This window comes from Alloacidobacterium dinghuense (assembly GCF_014274465.1).
GTDB lineage: Bacteria > Acidobacteriota > Terriglobia > Terriglobales > Acidobacteriaceae > Alloacidobacterium > Alloacidobacterium dinghuense.
Genome location: NZ_CP060394.1, coordinates 290,091 through 311,130, shown reverse-complemented (window position 1 = coordinate 311,130; position 21,040 = coordinate 290,091). Strand labels below are relative to the sequence as shown.

The following is a 21,040-nucleotide window of genomic DNA, read 5'->3' as shown; positions in this document are numbered from 1 at the left end:
GGATAGTTGTCGTTATGGCATTTTCCGGCGCTGTTCATCTCGGATGGATGAGGATTTTTACTAAATATGAAGAGATTTTTAGGTGCAGCACTGTTAGCCGCAGGCGGTGGAATTCTTGTCTCTCAGGCCGTGCGGACGCCTATCTATGCAGCCTCTGGATTTCAGTCGGGCACTCCGACGACGCCACAGAACCAAACCACCCAATCCGGCTCGCCGGTGAAAGGCGAAACAGCGGCAGCGAACGTGTCGCATACGTCGGATCTGGCGAAGGCCGGCGGGGATCTCTTCGATCAGAACTGCTCTTTTTGTCACGGCCGCGATGCCATGGGCGGCGAGACAGGGCCTGATTTGACTCGGTCGAAGCTGGTGCTGGCTGATGTGGGCGGAGACAAAATCTCTGAGGTTGTGCGCGACGGGCGACCGCAGAAGAATATGCCCTCCTTCAACTTCTCGAATGATGAAGTGCTGAGTCTCGTGGCGTTTATTCACGCGCAGGCGGCCAAGGCTGCATCGCAGAATGGGAAGCGTCGCGGCGTAGACGTCTCCGATCTGCAAACGGGAAACGTTGACCAGGGCAAGCAGTACTTCGATGGCGCGGGAGGCTGCGCGAATTGCCATTCACCTACAGGCGATCTTGCAGGCATCGCCGCGCGCTACCAGGGGCTTCAGTTGGAAGAGCGCATGCTGTATCCGCGCGAAGCCAAGAGCCGCGTGACGGTGACACTTCCTTCGGGCGAGAAGATTTCGGGAGTGCTCGCATATCAGGATGAGTTTGTCATCGGACTGCGCGACGAGAATGGGACCTATCATTCGTGGTCGACCACAAACGTGAAGTATGTCGTCGACTCGCCGGTGGATGCGCATGTGGACCTCTTCAGCAAGTACACGGACGCTGATATCCATAACCTGATGGCGTATCTGCAAACGCTGCGCTGATTTCGCTGATCGCATGAGGGGCTTTTCTGCCAATATGACGTTGCTGAAACAGGGATTGGTTCTTGCCGCGCTTTCTCTGCCGTCTTTGCTGACGGCGCAGAATCTTGATTCAGCGCAGATACTGAAGCCTACGCCGGATAGCTGGCCGCTGTATCACGGCGACTACTCAGGCATGCGGCACAGCAAGCTGACGCAGATCACGCCGCAGAATGTTCATGAGCTGACGCTGGCCTGGGCCTTTCAAACGAACCAGGCTGCGGATATCAAGTCTTCACCACTGGTGGTGGATGGCGTCCTGTACTTCACGGTGCCGGACAATATCTGGGCCGTGGACGCGCGTTCCGGGCAGATGCTCTGGCACTTCAATAAGCCGACGACGAAGGGATTGCATATCGGTCATCGCGGCGTGGCCATGTACAAAGGATGGCTGTACTTTGTCACTCCGGATGCGCACCTGATTTGTCTGAACGCGAAGGACGGCACGGTGCGATGGGATGTGGTGATTGCAGACGTGAGCAAGGGCTACTGGATGACGCTGGCGCCGTTGGTCGTAAAGAACCACGTGATCGTCGGCGTGTCAGGTGATTTCGACAACCTGACAGGATATTTGCGAGCCGTTGATCCCGAGACAGGCGAAGAGCAGTGGCAGTGGAACGCCACTGCTCCCGTGGGAACTCCGAACAGCACGACGGGAGGCATGACGTGGATGACGGGTACGTATGATCCCGATCTCAACCTGTTGTATTGGGGGACAGGAAATCCGACTCCGGTTCTGAACGGGGCGAGTCGCCCGGGCGATAACGCGTATACCTGTAGCATTGTCGCCATCCACGCGGATACGGGAAAGCTTGCGTGGGGATATTCGGTTTCGCCGCACGATACGCATGACTGGGATGCGGTTGAGACTCCGGTACTGGTGGATGGGGATTTTCACGGCAAGCCTCGCAAGATGCTGATGCAGAGCTCGCGCAATGGCTACTTCTTTGTTCTGGACCGCACGACGGGGGAGAACCTGCTGACTGCTCCCTTTGGCCCAACGAACTGGACGCTTGGCATCGATGAGCAGGGACGGCCGATTCCGAATCCCGCAAAAGAACCCGCGCCCGATGGCCGTTTGATCGCGCCCGACGAAGGCGGAATGACGAACTATCGTGCGCCCAGCTTTGATCCGAAAACAGGCTTGTTCGTCGTCGATGCGCATCCCAGCTGGAGCATTTATTTTGCAAAGCAGGCCGACGGCAACTACGGATGGGCTGGGGCCGACTATGGCCTGTGGGGCAAGGGCGTCATCGAAGCCATTGATTATCAAACGGGAAAGATTCGCTGGAGCCATGAGGTTGGCCACGGCGGTTCAGGCGCCGGAGTATTGACTACGGATGCGGGTGTGACCTTTACCGGCGATGCTTACGGAAATGTCCTGGCATTGAACACAAGTAACGGCAAGACTTTGTGGCACTCCGGAATGGGCGCACCGATGCAGAGCTCGCCGATTACCTATGAACTCGATGGCCGCCAGTATGTGATGACGAGCAGCGGAGGTGTGCTGTTTGCCTGGGCGCTCCCACACAGCTCCGTTCCAGCGGGCGGCGCGGTGACGGCAGCTCGCTAGAGTCGTTTTTTAATGTTTCTGATTGAAGGTTAGAAATCGATATGAAGTTTCTGAAGAATGCATCGGTTGTTGTGTTGAGTGCGCTGGCATGGAGCGCTTCAGCACATTGGCTGCACGCGCAGAATGTAGATGCGGCGACGTTGCTCAAGCCGCCTGCGAATAGCTGGCCCAGCTATCACGGTGATTACACTGGCCAGCGTCACAGCAAGCTCACGCAGATTACTCCGAAGAATGTCGGCAACCTCACCCTCGCGTGGGCATTCCAGACACAGCACACCGCGACCATCAAGTCTACGCCGATCCTGGTCGATGGAATCCTCTACTTCACGATTCCTGACAACGTCTGGGCCGTCGATGCCCGCAGCGGCCACCAGCTCTGGCATTACACCTACCCTCCAAATAAGGGCGATCATATCGGTCAGCGGGGCGTAGCCATTTACAAGGACTGGCTATTCTTCCGCTCACCCGACGCCCACCTGATCTCACTGAATGCGAAAGACGGAACCGTGCGCTGGAACGTCGAGGTAGCCGATGTCAATAAAGGCTACTGGGCGACTGAGGCGCCGATGATTGTCGGCAATCATGTGATCGTCGGTACCGGTGGCGATCTGGACAATCTTCCCACGTTCATCAAATCCTTTGACCCCGAAACCGGCAAAATGCAATGGGAATGGAACGTGACGCCGCCCTCAGGCACGCCAGGCGGATCGACCGGAGGAACCACCTGGATGTCCGGGACGTATGATCCGGATCTCAACCTCATCTATTGGGGCACCGGCAATCCTACGCCAGTTCTAGCCGGCAAAACCCGTCCCGGGGACGATCTCTACACCTGCAGCATCGTCGCCCTGAATCCTGATACCGGGAAACTTGTCTGGGGATTTTCGGCTTCTCCGCACGACACGCACGACTGGGATGCTGTAGAGATTCCTGTGCTCGTCGACGGAATGTTTCACGGCAAACAGCACAAGATGCTCATGCAGGCTTCGCGCAACGGCTACTTCTTTGTACTCGATCGCACCAACGGGAAAAGCCTGCTGACCACGACCTTCGGGCCTACCAACTGGGCGCTCGGCCTCGACAAGGATGGGCGTCCCATCCCGAATCCTGCGAAAGAGCCGGCGCCTGATGGCCGTATCATCGCACCAGATGAAGGTGGAATGACGAATTTCCGCTCACCCAGCTTCGATCCGAAAACGGGCTTGTTCATCGTGGATGCTCATCCAAGCTGGAGCATTTACTTCTCGAAGCCAGCCGACGGCGACTACGGATGGGCTGGCGGCGATTACGGTCTATGGGGTAAGGGCGTCATCGAAGCCATTGACTACCAGACGGGAAAGATTCGCTGGAGCCATGAACTCGGTGAAGAAGGATCGGGCGCAGGAGTGCTGACAACCGACTCCGGCCTGATTTTCACAGGCGATGCGCACGGAAACTTTCTTGCGCTGGATACGACGAACGGAAAAACGCTCTGGCACGCTGGTTCAGGGGCGGGCATCGCCAGCTCTCCGATCACCTATGAGCTGGATGGCAAGCAATATTTGCTGACCAGCGGAGGTGGCGTGCTCTTTGCCTGGAAGCTTCCTGACGCGGTCCACTAAGTCGAAGAACGGCGGGGGTCCGGCGCCCAGATCTCTGCCTGCTCTCTTCTCACGGCTTTAGAACCGCCTCTACCCTTTCCTCTGTCCGCCTTTTCACGCGGCTGGACATCCGCAGGAGAAACACTGGACACCTGCGCTATACTTGCTGTTCCCAAAGAAGCCTCCCCGATACATTTCTCGAACGAGGTAATTCCGTGAAGAATGCTTTCCTTCGCACTTCCTGCATCGCGCTGCTTTTAGGTTTTGCAACTACAGGCACTCGCGCCGATGAGGGCATGTGGACCTTCGACAATCCGCCAGTCAACCTGATTCAACAGCGATATGGCTTCACGATTACGAAGGAATGGCTGGATCATGTTCGCCTCTCGTGCGTGCGTTTGAATGATGGCGGATCGGGTTCGTTTGTCAGTGCGGATGGATTGCTGCTTACCAATCATCACGTGGCTCGCGGACAGCTGCAGAAGAGTTCGACTGCCGAGCATGATTACGTTCACGATGGCTTCTACGCGCCCACCTACGATCAGGAGATGAAGTCGCCGGATCTTGAAGTCAACGTTCTGCAATCAACGGAGGACGTAACGGCAAAGGTGCAGGCGGCGGTAAAGCCCGGCAGCAGCGATGAGGATGCCTTCAAGGCGCGCAATGCGGCCATCGCGGCGATTGAAGCGGACAGCCTGAAAGCCACCGGACTTCGGTCCGATGTTGTAACGCTGTATCAGGGCGGCGAATACTGGCTCTATCGCTACAAGAAATACACGGACGTGCGCATCGTCTTCGCTCCGGAGGATCAGGCGGCATTCTACGGCGGCGATCCCGATAACTTCACATATCCCCGTTACGACCTGGATATGGCGCTCTTTCGCGTCTACGAGAATGGCAAGCCGATTCACACAGAAAACTATTTGAAGTGGAGTGCGAACGGACCATCGAAGGACGAACTTGTTTTTGTTGCCGGGCATCCGGGCTCGTCGGAGCGGCAGGATACTGTGGCACAGCTCTCGTTCGATCGCGACATGGCTGATCCGGCAATACTCGCTTTGCTTGAAAGCCGCGTGAAGACATTGCAGCAATACTCAACGGGCGGTGCCGAGCAGACGCGACAGGCCGCGAGCCAAATCTTCGGGCTGCAGAATGCGATCAAGGTTTTCCGTGGACGCATCGACGGACTCAACGACAAGAAGGTGTGGGACAAGAAGGTTAAAGAGGAAACGGATTTTCGCCAACGCGTCGAAGCCAATCCAATGTGGCAGAAAGATTACGGCGATGCGTGGAAGGAGATTGAACGCGCGGTTCAACAGGATGAAGCTCTGTTTCCGGTAACATTTCACCGGCGTTCAGGCTCTCAGCTTCTGGCAACGGCTTTAAATCTGGTGCAGTATGCCGCCGAAGTTACGAAGCCGGACGGAGACCGCCTCCCCGGCTTCCACGAATCCCAGCTTGAATCGCTGAAATACGAGCTTGTGTCGCCGGCTCCTGTGTATCCAGGGCTCGAAATAGCGCAGATGACCGGGGGCCTGGAAGAAGCGAGTAAGAGCCTCCCTGCCAATGACGAGTGGCTCACAGCTGTTCTCAACGGACAGGAGCCCGCCGTGGTTGCGAAGAGCCTCGTGGACGGCACCAAGCTTGCCGATCCGGCAGTGCGCAAAGCGCTGCTCGAAGGTGGACAATCCGCCATCACTGCTTCTACGGATCCCATGATCGTGCTGGCGCGCAAGATCGATCCCATTGTTCGCGCCGATCGCAAGAAGCAGGACGCGATTGACAGCATTGAAGAGCGCGCGGGTGAGAAGCTCGGCAAAGCTCGCTTCGCCGTCTATGGCAAGAGCAGCTACCCGGACGCGACCTTTACTCTCCGGCTCAGCTATGGCGCGGCTTCGGGATATCCGATGAATGGCACGATCGCGCCCTATAAGACGACCTATTACGGGCTCTACGATCGCGCGACGAGCTTCAACAATGCTCCGCCGTTCAACCTGCCGAAGCGCTATGTCGAGCGGCACGACAAGATCGATCTTTCCACACCGCTCGATTTCGTTTCGACGAATGACATCATCGGCGGCAACTCGGGATCTCCGGTAATCAACAGCAAAGGGGAACTGGTGGGTCTGATCTTCGACGGCAATATTGAATCCATTGTTGGCGACTTCATCTACGATGACTACCAGAACCGCTCTGTCGCCGTGCATAGCTCAGCAATGATCATGGCGCTCCGGCAGTTGTATGACGCGGGCAAGCTGGCAGATGAGATCGAGGGCAACGCACATTAAGGTTGAGCGCGCGATGAGCAAGCCTTCCGTACCGGTTTGGGATGTCCAGCCGGCGATTCGGCTGAATCGAGAAGATCCTTATCTGCAGCTGCAGCAGGTATTGGTTTTCGTGCGGGACCAGGACCGGAGCATGGAGTTTTTCGTTGACTGTCTTGGCTTCAACATTGCTCTCGACCACCGAAACGAGCAGGGCGACCGCTGGGTGATTGTTGCTCCCCCGGATGGAACGGCGAGGCTGTGTCTGGTTTTTCCTCCGCCGGAGTCGGATGACCATCCGCTGATCGGAAAAGGCCGGAACACCGTCTTTCTAACTGAAAATATCGAGGCGAAGTATCGCGAGTGGAAAGAGCGAGGCGTGCATTTTGTTCATCCGCCGGTAGCTGCACCCTGGGGGAGCGTGTACACCCAATTCGACGATGTGGATGGAAACCGATTCTGGCTGATAGGGTTTGACCAGGCGACACGCGATGTGGAGGAGCAGCGGCGACTCACGGAAGAACGTCTTGAAGTGGAGCGCCGCACTGCGCGTGAACTGGAAATCGCCCGACAGGTGCAGGCGAGGCTTTTTCCGCAAAGAATTCCCGAGGTGCGAACGCTGGAATATGCCGGCGTGTGCATCCAGGCGCGGCAGGTGGGCGGCGATTATTACGACTATCTCGACCTGGGCGGCGGATTGCTCGGGTTGGTGCTTGCCGATATCGCCGGAAAAGGAATAGCCGGTGCCCTGTTGATGGCGAATCTGCAGGCTAACCTGCGAAGTCAGGGAGCGACGGCTTCGGACAGACCGGAATCTTTCCTGGAATCTGTAAACCGCGTGTTCTACGAAAACACCGCCAATGCAGATTATGCAACGCTCTTTTTCGCAGAATATGACGACAACACACGACGCCTGCGCTATGCAAACTGTGGACATCTTCCGGCGCTTCTGCTGAGAAGCGACAACACGCTGGAATGGCTCGGTTCGACTTCAACGGTGCTGGGCCTTTTTGTAGGCTGGGCTTGCTCGTTTGAAGAGCGCCGGCTTAACCCAGGTGACATACTCCTGCTCTACACTGACGGCGCAACTGAATCATTCAATGAGGCTGCGGAAGAATTCGGCGAGCAGGGGCTGGTGGAAACGCTGCGACAGTATCGTGACTTGCCTCCGCGAAGCCTGATCGACGCGATCGTAGAGAAGGTCCGGGCATTCAACCATGGCGAGCAGCACGACGATATAACGCTGATCGTCGCCCGCTGCCGGACATGAAGCTGCGCGGAGCGTTCAATGAGAAGGCACGCAACGCATTGAACTTTCGCCCGCGCAGGCTTGAATTGCTGAGCTGATTATTTCGCAGGCTGTACCCACGCGGCAGGCGTTGAACGCGCGATCTCCATTTCTTCTTCGGTCATATCCACGGGAATGTCGGCGAAGAGCGGTGTCGTGAGATAACGCTCTCCTGTATCGGGAAGCATGCACAGGACCGTCGATCCTTTTGGCGCTTCGGCGCAGACCTGCAAAGCTGCGGAGAAGGTCGCGCCGGAACTGATGCCGACAAAGATTCCTTCCTTGCGCGCGAGTTCTTTGCTGCAGCGCATGGCATCTGAGTTGGTCACACGCAGAACTTTGCTGACAACGTTGGTCTCCAGCGCATCTGCTGTCAGCTTCGGAATGAAGTCCGGGCTCCAGCCCTGCAGCGGATGCGGTTTCCATGCAGGGTGGCTTATCGAAGCCGATCCATCGGGATTGCGCGCTTGTTCCAGACGACTCGAAACCATGGGAGCGTCATCCGGTTCGCAGAGGATGATCTTCGTCTCAGGGCGTTCTTTGGCGAGCACGCGCGCAACGCCCTTGAGTGTACCGCCGGTGCCGAATCCGGTCACCCAGTAGTCCAGCCGCTCACCCTTGAAATCTTCGAGAATTTCTTTTGCCGTCGTGCGCGAGTGCATGTCGGCGTTGGCTTCATTTTCGAATTGTCGCGTGAGGAACCAACCATGCGTTTGCGCAAGCTCAACGGCTTTCGCGGCCATGCCTGTACCCCTCACTGCCGCCGGAGTGAGCACCACCTTCGCGCCAAGAAACCTCATGAGTTTGCGGCGCTCGACGCTGAAGGTTTCCGTCATGGTGACAACGAGTGGGTATCCCTTTGCCGCGCAGACCATGGCAAGGCCGATTCCTGTATTGCCGCTGGTGGCTTCGACAACAGTCTGGCCGGGCTTGAGCTGACCTTTCTTCTCCGCGTCCTCGATGACACCGAGGGCAAGGCGATCTTTCACCGAGCCGAGTGGATTGAAGGCCTCCACTTTGACGAAGAGGTTGATGTCAGGCGGTGCGAGCCTGTTGATTTTGACCGCGGGTGTGTTGCCGACAGTTTCAAGGATGTTTGCGAATGTTTTTCCCATTGAACCGCTCCTCCGGAGACGCGCAGGTGTTTACTTCGTTGCTGATAGTCGACGCTTGTCCAAGATAACGCTTTTCGGAGCTTTGAGCAGCCCGCAAAGTTTCTCGTGAAGATGACGTGGCATGCTGGGCCGGAATCTCTCACAGACGGATGTGCGGGCATGAACGCCAGACTCTGGACACGACAACAGTTTGTGAAGGGTTGCGTGCAGTTCGGTGCAGGCGCAGTGTTGGCGGAGGTCGTGGGGGCACCTACGATGAAACTAAGCCGAGCGTGGCTACTCCTTGCGCTTCGCCTCTGCGCCGTCCTCGAAGTAATATGAGCGCATTGAAAGTCTAAGATTGCGTTGTAAGTGCGTGACGATTGCTTCAGGGGGAGAGACCGTTATGGCTATCAAAGGAGAGCGCAAGAAGGCTCCTATGCGATTTGAATCCATGCTTCAGATCGAGGTTCCGAAGGGCCGCGATGGAAAACATAAGCAAATTATTGAACTGTTATTGAATGACATCAGCCAGTTAGAGAATGGATCTGCATTGAAGATTCCGCTCGCCGATCTTCCCGACACGAAAGAAAACATCCGCTCCGCGCTGAGCCGGGCAACAGGCAAAGAGGAATCGATATTGTGACGTCCAGCTATCATGAATACCTCTATGTCTGGAAGCTTGAGAAGATGAGCGACAGCGCGACAGGCGGCAAGCAGTGAGGTAGCGTTGAGCGGCCGCCGATCAAAAAACGTCACAAATTCGGAAATTGAAGAACCGAAGTTGGCTCAGGTTTTAAATGCCTTGGGCAGCAGGAACAATCATTCTCGCGAAATGATCGCCGCGTGGCTAACGCCCGTTTTGAAAGAGTGGCTTGAATTCCACTTCCACGGCATCTTCCAGCGGACGCATCGTCACACCATCGAGTGACTGAACAATCCAGTCGGCTGCAGTCAGGCTTTCGACGGTGTGCGAGAAGAGCGTGGCGAGCACTTTGCATCCGGCAGCGTGCCCGGCGACTGCGCCTGCGCTTGAATCTTCAATCACGAGGCAATGCTCGGGGTCCACGCCCAGCAGAGCGGATCCTTTGAGGTATGGCTCCGGGTTGGGCTTGCCGTGCGTCACCATGTCGGCGGTAATGAAGTGCTCTGGAACAGCGAGCCCGGCATAGCCCAGGCGGGAACGTGCAAGTTTGCCGGTCGCCGAGGTGACGACGGTCCAGAACTTTTGCGGCAGTGAATCGAGGATGCGATGCACGCCGTCGAGGACCTGGATGTCGTCCCTGTCGGCGATTTCTATCTCTTCGATCACTTTCAACTCTTCGACGTCATTGAGGTCAGGGCGCAGCCTGCGCACGGTTTCAATGGCGCGCTGTCCATGCGCTGTCTTGATGGCGAGCGCTGCGTCAACGCCGCGCATTTCGCCCCACTTGGCCCAGCTGCGCTCAACCGACCCGAGCGAGCTGACGAGCACTCCGTCCATGTCGAAGAGAATTCCGCGCACTTGCAGCTTCATTGAAGACACGACTCCTATGCTGGTTTGATTCCGGCGCCGAAGGTTGGATGCAGATGGAACGGGCGCCTGTGCGAAGCAGGCGCCCTGAACGTTATGCGGAAAGCTTGGCGAAGAAGTCCTTCATTCGCTTCACGCCTTCTTCCACGTCGTCGTGCGAAACGGCATAGGAGAGGCGGATGTGGTTGTTCGTACCGAAGGCCTCGCCGGGAACGCTGACGACATGCGCCTCGTTGAGCAGGCGCCCCGCGAGTTCCATCGCTGTCTTTGCGCCGGGCTTACCCAGATATGCGGAGACATTTGGATACACGTAAAACGCTCCTTCAGGCTTGGTGCAGGTGATGCCAGGGATTTCAGCCAAGCGTGCAAGGATGCGATCGCGCAGCTTGAGGTAGTCGGCGCGCATTTCAGCGACGCATTCCTGCGAGCTCGACAGCGCTGTGATGGCGGCCTTCTGCACGAAGTGTGCGGTCGATGACGTCGACTGGCTCTGCAGCTTGCTCATCGCGGCGATGATCGGCTTGGGGCCGAGTGCGAAGCCGGCGCGCCATCCGGTCATGGCATAGGTCTTGGAGAGCGAGCCGAGGACGATGATGTGCTCTTTCGCGTCGGTGAACGAGCCGCCGCTCACCAGCGCTCCGGTATATTGCAGATAGACATAGCACTCGTCGAGCAACAGGTAGATGCCGCGCTCGTGCGCCAGCTTGACGATTCGCTCAAGGTCGGCAGGCGCGATGACGGAGCCGGTCGGATTCGACGGCGAGTTGAGAATGATGGCTTTGGTGCGTGGCGTGATCGCCTTCTCAATGGCGTCGGCTGTAACGCGGAAGTTCTCGGCCTCGTCAGTTTCGAGATAGACCACCTTGCCGCCGCCGTACTGGATGATGTCCTTGTACGAGACCCAGTAAGGCACGGGCAGGATGACTTCGTCACCGTGGTCGACGAGCACCTGAATCGCGTTGAAAATCGCAAGCTTGCCGCCTGTCGTAAAGACGGCTTCTTCCGGCGTGTAGTTCGAGCCAAAATCAGCCGTATGGCGCTCAACGATGGCCTTGCGTACTTCAGGGATGCCGGAGACGACGGTGTAGCGCGTGAAGTTCTCGTCGATGGCCTTAATGGCCGCGTCCTTGATGTGGCGCGGCGTGGCGAAGTGCGGCTCGCCTGCTCCAAAGTCGACCAGCTTTGCGCCCTGCGCGCGCAGCTTGGCGGCTTCTGCGGTCACGGCCATGGTGGCAGAGACCTCGATGCGTCCGATGCGATCGGCGAATATCTTTGTGGGGGTGCTTGTCGTTGCGCTCATGCTTCTATTTTTTCAGATTTTTGCAGGTTGCAGGGGACTAAATTGAGGCGAGATCATCTCCCGTTTTGTCGCGGAGTTCTTGCACATGAAGGAGCACCCTGGCGAGATGAGGTGGCCAGATGGAGATTGCGGTAATGCTCCATTCCACCCTAATGATCTGATAGATAGTTGATTTGCCCTGGTCCTGGTCAATCGAGAGAATTTCCCCCACAACGGGAATGCGTTTTTCCCAATGGACCTGGATCGGCTGGCCGGTCTCTATCGGAATGATTTGAACCTCAATAGAGCGTTGCGTGGCGACCGTAGTGTGGCTGGTGCCAACAGAGGAGCCGGAATGTCTGCCTTCACGGGCTATGGTTTCGCGAACGGTTTGCAAGTTGACGCCGCGACTAATCAGCATCCTGCTGGCGTACGAGTTGGATTCCCGCAGAAGTCCGAGAAACAGATGCTCGGTTCCGATGTGCTGATGCTTCAGCCGTTCGGCTTCCTCAGCGGCATAGGCAAGAATGCGTTTTGCTTCCTCCGTTAGCGGCAAATCAACTGAGGTCGAAGTCTTGGGCCCTTTGTTGACATACTTCTCAACTTCTCCACGGAAAACTGCCAGCCAGTCTCCTTCGCCAAGCCAGCGGGTAACGACATATTTGTCTTCCCGCAACATACCTAACAGCAGAAACTCCGGCCCAATGTAAGCACTGCCGAACTCACTCGCTTCGTAACGCGCGAAGAAGATCACCCGTCGTGCTTTTTCTGTATATCGCTCGAACATGCTGCCCTTCCTCCGGTTGCGACTTGGCATCCCTCGCCTGCTCTGGTAAATCTTAGCTAGCTGGCGGCGTTGCGTGCCCTGCTGGATTCCGCATTCTCGAGGATGCACCATCCTCGACCACGTCTGCATCTTAACCAGAAAACTTTCCCGAGACGAAAAGGCTGGCCGCTCTTATGACCCTCCTCCTCATACAGATGTCCATCGTTCTCGGCGTCACCGTCATTTGCGGATGGCTGGCGCGCAAACTTGGGCAGTCCCGCGTGATTGGCGAAATTATTGGCGGGATCTTGCTGGGACCTTCTGTGTTGGGAAGGATTTCGCCGCATGCCTCCGCTGCACTCTTTCCTGAATCTTCGCTGCATTCACTGGAAACCCTTTCCACTGTCGGCCTGATTCTGTTTCTGTTTCTGGTCGGGATGGAGCTTGACCCAGAACAACTCTCCGGTCAGCGAAGAACCGCGGTCATCGCCAGCGCGGCCAGCATTTTTGTTCCCTTTTTTGTGGGCGCGGTGCTTGCGCATCCGTTGCGCGTTCGTTTTGCTCCACACGGAATCGGCAGCATACCGTTTGTCATTTTTCTTGGCATTGCGATGAGCATTACCGCGTTCCCAGTGCTTGCGCGCATTCTGGAAGAGCGGGGTCTGCAAAATTCGCCTTTGGGTGTGACCGCGATTCTGTGCGCTGCTGTCAATGACCTGGTCGGCTGGCTGCTCCTGGCTCTGGCGATGACCTTGATCGGCGCCGATGGCGGCTCGGCTTCCCTGCCGATCCGGCTCGCCGGCCTGGGCGGATATCTGTTGCTGATGCTCGGCATAGTGCGGCCGCTGGCTGCGCGGGCTGTGCATCTTCGCAAAAAGCCGGCGCTTACGCTGGAACTGCTGGGCGCGGTGATCGCCGGACTTCTGGCCTCAGCTGCGGCTACGCAATGGATCGGCGTCCATCCGCTCTTTGGCGCCTTTCTTGCAGGCGTCTGCTTCCCGCGCGTTCCGCACTGGCAGCATGCGATACGCGCGCGGCTCGATATGATCACCTCTGTCCTGCTGCTGCCGTTGTTTTTTGCTTTGACCGGGCTACGCACGCGGCTCGACCTGCTGAACGACGCTGCAATGTGGTGGTGGGCTGGGATTGTGCTCGTCGGCGCGGTCTTTGGCAAGATGGGCGGAGCGGCACTGGCGGCGCGCTGGACCGGGCAGTCGTGGCGCAATGCGGCGGCGCTGGGCGCTCTGCTGAATACGCGCGGGCTGGTGGAGTTGATCGTTCTGAATATCGCCTACAACGTTGGCGCGTTTTCGCCCACGCTCTTCACCATGATGGTGGTGATGGCGCTGGTGACGACCATGAGCACCACTCCGATACTGAACCTGCTCGGGATCGAGAACGGAGATGTGCAGGCAGAGCGCGCGAGGAATCTCGAAGCGACGGCTGCTTAGTGGCCGTTGGCTGGGACACGCGCCTTTAGACGATCGATAACAAATTGCGGCACAAGTCCTTCGATCGAGCCGCCCAGAGTGAAGACCTCTTTGACCAGGCGCGAGCTGACAAACGAATATTTTCCGTCCGGCATGAGGAAGATGGTTTCGAGTTCGGGCGCGAGACGGCGGTTCATCAGGGCCATCTGCAGCTCGTACTCGTAGTCGCTGATGGCGCGGATGCCGCGCATCACGGCCTGCGCATGCTGTTCTCGGACGAAGTCAACGAGCAGGCCGTCGAAGGTGGCTACTGAGACGTTGGCGAACCCGGCAAGTGCTTCTGTGAGCATCTCTACCCGCTCTTCAACCGTGAAGAGCGGGTTCTTCGATGAATTCCTGAGGATGGCGACAACGAGGTGATCGAAGATCTTCGACCCTCTGGCGATGAGGTCCAGATGTCCGTTGGTTACTGGATCGAAGCTGCCGGGATAGATGGCTTTTACTGTATTCACGCCAGATGAATTGTAGTCGCGATGCAGATCGCACACAATTTCCTCACTAGACAAAAAGAGAGGCCACCGAAGTGACCTCTGCCAAAGCTCTTTAGGTGTGAGTACAACACTTGCGCTACTGACGTCTTGCTGGTCGCACCGCTTCCTGCGCGACGGCTGCACCGTTGACTGGCACAGGTGGGATTTCTGTTGGTGCCGGAGCACCGATCTTCAGCTTCTGGCGGAGTTCGGTGTTGATCTTTTCGAAGGTTTCCTTGTTGTCTTTGAGGAATGTGCGGACATTCTCGCGGCCCTGGCCGATGCGCTCGCCACTATAGCTGTACCAGGCGCCGGACTTCTCGACGATGTTGTTGTTGACGGCGAGGTCGAGCACATCGCCTTCGCGCGAAATGCCTTCGCCGTAGAGGATGTCGAATTCGGCTTCGCGGAAAGGCGCGGCGACCTTGTTCTTGACGATTTTGACCTTGGTCCGTGCACCGACGACGACATCGCCTTCTTTCACAGCCGAGATGCGGCGAATATCGATGCGGACCGAAGAATAGAACTTGAGCGCGCGGCCTCCGGTCGTCGTCTCCGGGTTGCCGAACATGACGCCGATCTTTTCGCGAATTTGATTGATAAAAATGAGGCAGGTGCGCGATTTCGAGACGGTTCCGGTAAGCTTGCGCAGCGCCTGCGACATCAATCGTGCCTGCAGGCCCATATGCGAGTCGCCCATTTCGCCGTCGAGTTCGGCTTTGGGGACGAGCGCGGCGACCGAGTCGACGACCAGCACGTCGATCGCTCCGGAGCGGACGAGAGCTTCAGTGATTTCGAGAGCCTGTTCGCCGTAATCTGGCTGCGAAACGAGCAGGTTGTCGACATCGACGCCTAGTTTCTTGGCGTAACCGGGGTCGAGCGCGTGCTCGGCGTCGACGAAGGCTGCCATGCCGCCCTGCTTCTGGGCTTCAGCGATGATCTGGAGCGTGATGGTGGTTTTGCCCGAAGATTCCGGGCCAAAGATTTCAATGACGCGGCCGCGGGGCACGCCGCCTACGCCGAGCGCGGCGTCAAACGAGATCGAGCCGGTGGAAATGGTCGAGATCGGCACGACAGCCTCTTTGCTGCCGAGACGCATGATGGAGCCTTTGCCGAATTGCTTCTCGATCTGCGAAAGCGCCAGTTCTACGGCGCGGGTACGGTCATCAGCCACAATACTTCTCCAGTTCTTTAGCGCGGTTTAGCGCCAGAATACGCGCACTTTATGAGGAAAAATGGGTCGAATTGAGGCGATTCTAACAACTCTTTTCCCGAGGGCGAAGAAAAATAGAAAACTTTAGTAATCTTGCCACATTCTGTGTGCTGCTCTCAAGGGCGGATGTCCATCTTTCGGATCAATCCATCCTCGATGGTGTAAACATGCTCGACCATCGTGTCCGTAAGCAGATTTCCTGATACATCATGCACCACCTGATGGACGGTAACGACGATCTGGCCGTCCTCCTCGGTCCTGAAGCTTTGCGGTTCTACGTTCGAGCTGACGGCCTTGAACTGGCGCGTCCAGTAGTCGCGGACGGCTTCTATTCCATGCACGCGTCCGCCCTCCCAGCCGTTCGGCCAGTCGACATCCGAATGCACGGCGGCGAGCACGGTGTCGATCTCGCGGCGGTTGAAGGCGGCGTAGATATCGCGAAAAAACTGTTCAGGCAGTGCCGACATTTTCTACCTCTTCAGCATGTCTACCGGTTCGTTTACGTCCGTGACGCGGAAATGCTGTGCCAGCGCCGGATGCTGTTTTTTAACCGCTTCATACATCTTCCAGGCGACACGGCGGTAGGAGAAGTGTCCCTGCGGCTGGGAGCGCAGTTCGGAGATGTAGACGGCTTCAGCAAAGTCCATCTTGAAGAGGGCGCGCATGCGGGTGCCCAGCGGCAGGATGTAGTCGGCAGAATCCGTTCCGAGTTTGTCATGAGCATCGTGCGCGGCTTGGACTGCAGATTCGTAAAGTGGCTGTAACCCAGCCTCAGACACGCCCTCGGGAATGTCGTATCCGTGGGCGGTAGTGTAGCGCTGAATAATCTGCACGCAGCGACGGTGGCGGTGCATATCGCGGAAGCCGCCGATGTCCATCAGGATGTCGAAGCGGAGGTTTTGTCCGGCGGAGAACTCGCGCAGCAACTCGTCGTGCCTGCCGCGATGGCGCGTACCCAAGGCGATGACCTCGTTGATGCGGGCTTCGTTGAGAGACGAGACTGCGTCGCGCAGTTGGCGGTAGGAGTAGTGGCTGGCTCCGTAGAGAAGTGTGGCGGCAATTTCGCCTTCGAGAGATTCTTTCCGCTCAACCAGGTCCACCACTGGAGCTGGCGCAATCGCCTCATCCTTCATAAGATCGGCAACCGCCTGCGCCAGTTCGCGCTTCGTTTCGATTTCGTAGTTATTCTGCGCAGCGTATTTCACCAGGGTGGGCGCGGTTTTCACTTCCCGCATGAGCAGAGCCTCGGCTTTGGCGCCAAGGGCTGGATCGAGCGCGGCGACTTCCTGCTGCAATTTGCCAAGTTCCTCGGCGTGGACGTTCCAGGCCGGGCCGGTGGCGGCACCGCGCAGGCGTTCTCCCAGCTGGCGGATTTCGGCATGGGGGCTAGAAAGCAGCCGCGAAACCTGTGTCTCCAAGGTGCGGGCGTTGACGATCTGGCCGAGCGAAGTGTTCGTCGCGAGCGGCAGCAGGTAGCGGGCTACATCAAATGCGCGTGCCCTCAAAGTCCGATCATAGCTCTCCTGCTTCATTTCGGAGGGCTTGGCCACCTGTTTGGTCAGCGACTCGAACATGCCCTCCGCGAGTTCGTGATAAGCGGTAAACAATCCTTCAACCGAGGTGCGATAGAGTTGTGCGGCACTCCGATCTGCCCCAAAATCGGGCATGTACCATCCGCTTTTCTTGAAATTCTGGTACCTTGTAGACCGCTCCTGACCATCCCAGCGCTGCTCGTCGACAAGGGAGATAGCGGCCAGCAGGGACAGCCGTTCGATGGCGAAGGCGATATGAGCCAAATCAGCGATAGAACGGTGACCGTACTGGAAATAGAATGTGTTGAGGAATTGTTCGGCGCGCTGGCTGCTGATCTCTTTGAGAGACTCTTTCATGGAGAGTGCGGAGCGTGAATACTTGGCCATGGCGTAGGCCAGCACCTCGGGGTCGGCGCCATGAACGGCGAAAACTTCTGTCTGGTTTTGAGGCTCGGCAGGCGTGACGACTACGGGTTCAGCGACGATTTCTGGCATGTTGGCCACCAGAATACGGCATTTGCCTCTGGAAGAGGCGTCCCAAACTTGCGGAGTTACGAACGTACTGGAACTGCAGCGCCGTGCGGCCCCTCCCCTGACCCAGAATCCTCGCGAAATGAAGGAGATTCTGTCTGAGACCAGTCATCGACCCTGGCCGCTGCCGCGCAGTACATGGGCGATGACCCAGCGCTGGAACGATCTTCTTTTTGCGCACTGGCCCGTGCCTGCGGCAGATCTGACACACCTGCTGCCGCCTGGGCTTGTTGTGGATACGTTCGACGGCTCAGCGTGGGTGGGGGTGGTTCCCTTCTGGATGGATCGCATCCGGCTGCGCGGCTTGCCGCTGATTCCGGGCGCAAATCATTTTCCCGAATTGAATTTGCGGACGTACGTGCGGGAGCGGCACTCGAACCTGGCGGGGGTATATTTCTTCTCGCTTGACGCGTCGAACCCGGCGGCAGTGGCTGTTGCACGCACCTTCTTCAAGCTGCCCTACTACTGGGCGCACATGAAGATTGAGACCAAGGACCAGCGCGAATTTCATTACCAGAGCACGCGGCTGTTGACGCTCGACCACATCCGCTTTCGCGCCAGATATCGCAGCTTGCAACAGCCAAGCGCGAAGGGCGGCATCGAGTCGTTCCTAACGGAGCGCTATTGCCTCTACACCACCGACAAGCGCGGCACGCTCTATCGCGGCAATATTCACCATATGCCGTGGCCGCTGGAGATGGCCGAGGCAGAGATCGAAATCAACGAGTTGCCACGGGCGCACGGCATTCAGCTGCCGGACACGAAGCCGCTGCTGCACTATGCGCGCGAGCTGGTGGTCTATATTTGGCAACTGGAATTGCTGCCGGCGCTGGCCAAGCACGCAGCGGCGCAGGCGGTTCCGGTAGCGAAGCCTCTATAGTTCTTGATCGGAACGAGCAGGTACAATGAGTGCTTCACTTCGGAGGCAATACTTTTGATTAAAAAGATTGCAGTATTTTCTGTCTTCGTTTCGGGCCTGGCACTTGCACAGAAAGCGTACGAAACAGCGAAGGTCGGTGATGTCCAATTAGTCCCAGCTGCCGCCCTGCGTCCATCTGATCAGAGCATGGAGAACTATGACATTGTACTTTCCACTTCTGAGAATATTTACACTTGCCGTTATGTGCGTCACTTTCTCTACCGTCCGAACGACATCGTAGTAGGCTCTGAGGTAAAGTTCCGAGTAGATGGTGGGCACGGTTATGTTGAACGGGAGTCAGGAAAAGAAGTTAAGTGCTCAATCATTCGTGTGCAGAAAAACAATTAAGACGATTGTGAAAACGTGGGTAGCTGGCTAACGGCACGTTCCTCGCCTCATGAGCCTCGGTTCTTTCTCCTTTACCAGCGATAGACCGTGAAATTGTCCAAATAAACGGTAGCCGAACCGCCCGGCCCCAAGCCGTCGATCTGAAAATTCGTCAGCAGCGTTGAACCCCATCCCAGCGCGAATGCAGACTTACCGAAGGCGAAGTTCAGTAGGGATTGGACACCGTCAAACCAGACAGATTCATACGTCACATTTCCGTAAGCGTCTCGCGACGCTACGATCTGCACGTGGTGCCAGGTATTCACGCTCCAGGTACTGGGTGGAGGACATGGTGTTCCCGAATTCACCCACGTGTCTACGTACCATGTTGGCGAACCCGAGTTGATTGTGTAGTCCCACGCTCCCGCATATCCATCGCACTGGAACCCATAGATGATGGTTTGCCCATTTGCGATGACCTGATTCAGATCCATCTCGAGATTGGCAATTCCGGCGGCAGACCCGCTGATGTACACCTGGGCGTCATACACAAAATGAGTGGCCGAAGTATCGATACCGAAAGAGGTAGAGAAAAGCTGACCGCCGTAATTCAGGTAGCTCATCGAAAACTGCCGGGCCTGCCCACTCAATGAAGGTGTATTCACCAGCGCGGTGTAACCCCATGCAGCTCCGGGAGTTCCCGGATCGTAGTTTCCTGACCAACTTGTCAGCTGCTGGATGTTGTGTACAACCGTCGCCCGGGTGGGAATGGAGGGTCCATTCGTGACAATGAGACTGACGTTCGCAACGCCCGCGGCTCCGTAGACACCCCAGCACTTCACATGCAGAGTGTGCGCGCCGAGTGCCGGCGCAGTGACGAGTTGGTTGACTGCATCCGCGTGGATGATCGTGGTATCCGTCCGACTGTCGAACGAGTACCCCATGGCTGCCGTCGACTGCTGGCCGCAAGTGAAAGCATTCGCCTGGAGACTGAATGGCGAACTGACTTGAACACCATCGACCAGATTGCTCACGGTGACGTCGGCGTAAGCCAAGGACACAGGAAGCAAAACGACGAACGACATGAATAATGCAGAGATCTGCTTCTTCATTGCTTGACTCCTGAAATGTGGTCGGGGGGCCCGCCGAAGCATGCTCCGGGCGATGGTGGGAATGAATTTGCTGAATAGGCCAAGCAGCCTAAGCTAAGGCCAAACCTATCCCTTCAGCCGGGATCAGTCCCAACGGCTAACGTTTTGTAAACGGAGGCCCTGAAAGATGCTAAGTCTTTATCTCGCCCAATCGAGATTGTCAAGAAATTTGCGAAGATGCTTCTTGATCAGCGAAAGGTGTGACTTTGCTTACGCCTGGGTCCAAGGATTCATGGCGAACCACTATAATCCTTCTTCGTAAAGCTATTAGAGAGTTGAGAAGAACAGTGGCGTCATTGGAAGGAAGAATTGTGCTCGTTACCGGAGCATCGCAGGGGATTGGGCGCGCTTGTGCTGTTGCCCTGGGTCGCGCCGGAGCCAGCGTCGCCGTTGCTGCGCGCAATGAATCGAAGCTAAGTGAAGTAGTGGCCGAGATTGCCACGGCGGGCGGCAACGCGAAGGCATTTGCGCTCGACGTCGCGAACGAAGAATCGATCAAGGCAACCGCAAAAGCTGTCGTCGAACACTTCGGCAGCGTGCATATTCTGGTCAACAACGCAGGCATTACTAAGGACACGCTGCTGCTGCGCATGAAGCGCGCCGACTGGGATGACGTGATGACAACCAACCTTACCGGCGCGTTTCTGCTGACGCAAGCACTGATCAGCTCGATGATGAAGGCGCGCTGGGGACGCATCATCAATGTTTCGAGCATCGTCGGCGAAACAGGACAGGCCGGGCAGGCGAACTATGCCGCCAGCAAGGCTGGACTGATTGGATTCACCAAGTCGCTGGCGCGCGAACTGGCTTCGCGCAACATTACCGCCAACGCTGTCGCTCCGGGATACATTGAGACGGCGATGACCGCTGTGCTCGACGAGAAACAGCGCACGGCAATGTTGACCCAGATCCCGCTGAACCGCCCAGGCACGGATGAAGACGTGGCACATGCGGTGCGCTTTTTGGCGTCAGATGAGGCGGCTTATATTACCGGGCATGTTCTGGACGTCAACGGCGGCATGTACATGTGAATTTGCCATTTAGGCAGCCGCGCCTTCGGCGCCATTCTTGCTCTTCT

Annotated in this window: 18 protein-coding genes and 1 pseudogene; 10 read left to right on the top strand and 9 right to left on the bottom strand. The window is 57.1% G+C overall.

What is annotated here, in order from left to right:
• The first annotated feature begins 66 nt into the window (after nt 1-66).
• The 5 genes from H7849_RS01260 (at nt 67) to H7849_RS01240 (ending at nt 7,659) form a co-directional block, all read left to right on the top strand.
• A complete protein-coding gene (locus tag H7849_RS01260; protein ID WP_186743628.1) occupies nt 67-936 on the top strand; it encodes a c-type cytochrome in 870 nt (289 codons plus the stop codon).
• Between the two features lie 34 nt (nt 937-970).
• A complete protein-coding gene (locus tag H7849_RS01255; RefSeq protein ID WP_186743627.1) occupies nt 971-2,545 on the top strand; it encodes an acido-empty-quinoprotein group A in 1,575 nt (524 codons plus the stop codon).
• Between the two features lie 41 nt (nt 2,546-2,586).
• Nucleotides 2,587-4,146 (top strand): acido-empty-quinoprotein group A, encoded by a 1,560-nt coding sequence (locus H7849_RS01250; RefSeq protein ID WP_186743626.1) that lies wholly within the window; start codon nt 2,587-2,589, stop codon nt 4,144-4,146.
• Between the two features lie 194 nt (nt 4,147-4,340).
• A complete protein-coding gene (locus tag H7849_RS01245) occupies nt 4,341-6,413 on the top strand; it encodes a S46 family peptidase (protein ID WP_186743625.1) in 2,073 nt (690 codons plus the stop codon).
• Nucleotides 6,388-7,659, top strand: a complete 1,272-nt coding sequence (locus H7849_RS01240) for a PP2C family protein-serine/threonine phosphatase (RefSeq protein ID WP_222439748.1) — start codon at nt 6,388-6,390, stop codon at nt 7,657-7,659. Before H7849_RS01245 ends, H7849_RS01240 begins: the two co-directional genes overlap by 26 nt.
• Nucleotides 7,660-7,736: 77 nt before the next feature.
• On the opposite strand, the gene cysK is transcribed toward H7849_RS01240, so the two are convergent.
• Nucleotides 7,737-8,792: a cysteine synthase A gene (cysK, locus tag H7849_RS01235; protein WP_186743624.1), complete on the bottom strand. Its 1,056-nt coding sequence runs from the start codon at nt 8,790-8,792 to the stop codon at nt 7,737-7,739.
• A 385-nt stretch (nt 8,793-9,177) separates the two neighbouring features.
• Here cysK and H7849_RS01230 point away from each other — a divergent pair, with 385 nt between their 5' ends.
• Entirely contained in the window at nt 9,178-9,417 is a 240-nt protein-coding gene (locus tag H7849_RS01230) for a hypothetical protein (protein ID WP_251106528.1), read from the top strand.
• A gap of 204 nt (nt 9,418-9,621) precedes the next feature.
• Here H7849_RS01230 and H7849_RS01225 read toward each other — a convergent pair whose 3' ends face one another.
• From H7849_RS01225 to H7849_RS27235, 3 genes and pseudogenes are all read right to left on the bottom strand, one after another.
• On the bottom strand, nt 9,622-10,287 hold the full coding sequence (locus tag H7849_RS01225; RefSeq protein WP_186743623.1) for an HAD-IA family hydrolase: 666 nt from the start codon (nt 10,285-10,287) through the stop codon (nt 9,622-9,624).
• Nucleotides 10,288-10,378: 91 nt separating this feature from the next.
• Complete coding sequence (locus tag H7849_RS01220) at nt 10,379-11,584, bottom strand: pyridoxal phosphate-dependent aminotransferase (RefSeq protein WP_186743622.1); 1,206 nt, start codon at nt 11,582-11,584, stop codon at nt 10,379-10,381.
• Between the two features lie 346 nt (nt 11,585-11,930).
• A pseudogene (locus H7849_RS27235) lies at nt 11,931-12,350 on the bottom strand (Clp protease N-terminal domain-containing protein); the annotation flags it as partial.
• A gap of 173 nt (nt 12,351-12,523) precedes the next feature.
• Between H7849_RS27235 and H7849_RS01210 the strand changes: the two are divergent.
• Nucleotides 12,524-13,780 (top strand): cation:proton antiporter, encoded by a 1,257-nt coding sequence (locus tag H7849_RS01210; protein WP_186743620.1) that lies wholly within the window; start codon nt 12,524-12,526, stop codon nt 13,778-13,780.
• Here H7849_RS01210 and coaD read toward each other — a convergent pair.
• The 4 genes from coaD to H7849_RS01190 all read right to left on the bottom strand — a co-directional run bounded on the left by coaD (nt 13,777) and on the right by H7849_RS01190 (nt 17,529).
• Nucleotides 13,777-14,271: a pantetheine-phosphate adenylyltransferase gene (coaD, locus tag H7849_RS01205; RefSeq protein WP_186747078.1), complete on the bottom strand. Its 495-nt coding sequence runs from the start codon at nt 14,269-14,271 to the stop codon at nt 13,777-13,779. The genes H7849_RS01210 and coaD overlap by 4 nt on opposite strands.
• A 115-nt stretch (nt 14,272-14,386) precedes the next feature.
• Nucleotides 14,387-15,463: a recombinase RecA gene (gene recA / locus H7849_RS01200; RefSeq protein ID WP_186743619.1), complete on the bottom strand. Its 1,077-nt coding sequence runs from the start codon at nt 15,461-15,463 to the stop codon at nt 14,387-14,389.
• Nucleotides 15,464-15,618: 155 nt separating this feature from the next.
• On the bottom strand, nt 15,619-15,969 hold the full coding sequence (locus tag H7849_RS01195) for a nuclear transport factor 2 family protein (RefSeq protein ID WP_186743618.1): 351 nt from the start codon (nt 15,967-15,969) through the stop codon (nt 15,619-15,621).
• A gap of 3 nt (nt 15,970-15,972) precedes the next feature.
• Nucleotides 15,973-17,529: an FAD-dependent thymidylate synthase gene (locus H7849_RS01190; RefSeq protein ID WP_186743617.1), complete on the bottom strand. Its 1,557-nt coding sequence runs from the start codon at nt 17,527-17,529 to the stop codon at nt 15,973-15,975.
• On the opposite strand from H7849_RS01190, the gene H7849_RS01185 reads away from it, so the two are divergent.
• Together H7849_RS01185 and H7849_RS01180 are read left to right on the top strand one after the other, a co-directional pair.
• Nucleotides 17,528-18,445 carry a YqjF family protein gene (locus H7849_RS01185; protein WP_251106527.1) on the top strand — a complete coding sequence of 306 codons (918 nt, stop codon included), beginning with the start codon at nt 17,528-17,530 and terminating at the stop codon, nt 18,443-18,445. The two genes, H7849_RS01190 and H7849_RS01185, sit on opposite strands and share 2 nt — an antisense overlap.
• Nucleotides 18,446-18,499: 54 nt before the next feature.
• On the top strand, nt 18,500-18,832 hold the full coding sequence (locus H7849_RS01180) for a hypothetical protein (protein WP_186743616.1): 333 nt from the start codon (nt 18,500-18,502) through the stop codon (nt 18,830-18,832).
• A gap of 71 nt (nt 18,833-18,903) precedes the next feature.
• Here the strand turns inward: H7849_RS01180 and H7849_RS01175 are convergent, their stop codons facing one another.
• Nucleotides 18,904-19,923 carry a hypothetical protein gene (locus H7849_RS01175; RefSeq protein WP_186743615.1) on the bottom strand — a complete coding sequence of 340 codons (1,020 nt, stop codon included), beginning with the start codon at nt 19,921-19,923 and terminating at the stop codon, nt 18,904-18,906.
• Between the two features lie 326 nt (nt 19,924-20,249).
• Here H7849_RS01175 and fabG point away from each other — a divergent pair, with 326 nt between their 5' ends.
• The gene (gene fabG, locus H7849_RS01170; protein ID WP_186743614.1) at nt 20,250-20,993 is read left to right on the top strand and encodes a 3-oxoacyl-[acyl-carrier-protein] reductase; all 744 of its coding nucleotides are present in this window, start codon (nt 20,250-20,252) and stop codon (nt 20,991-20,993) included.
• Nucleotides 20,994-21,040: the final 47 nt, after the last annotated feature.